Annotated in this window: 1 pseudogene; it reads left to right on the forward strand. The window is 60.8% G+C overall.

Features of this window, described 5'->3' with window-relative positions:
- Positions 1-17 precede the first annotated feature (17 nt).
- Positions 18-255: pseudogene (locus FCK22_RS18175) on the forward strand (hypothetical protein); the annotation flags it as partial.

Consider the following 255-nt stretch of genomic DNA (forward strand, 5'->3'; position numbering starts at 1 on the left):
CAGTAAGAGGACGCAAAATGCGCCATCCAATCATTCTGGCCGTCTGCATGGCAGGCGTCACCGCCCTTGCTGGCTGCGGTGAAAAAGACGCGAACGCCACCGTTGAACGGGCTTTCAAGGACGTCAACGTGGTGGATGAGACCAACCTCTCCGACGTGATGCTGACAGTGGCCGACCCGAATGAGGCGGTGAGCTATTTCGCGCGTTCGGTCAAGGAAAGCCCCGACCGCATCGACCACCAGCGCGGGCTTGCCG

Source organism: Sulfitobacter sp. 15WGC (assembly GCF_005068605.1).
GTDB lineage: Bacteria > Pseudomonadota > Alphaproteobacteria > Rhodobacterales > Rhodobacteraceae > Sulfitobacter > Sulfitobacter faviae.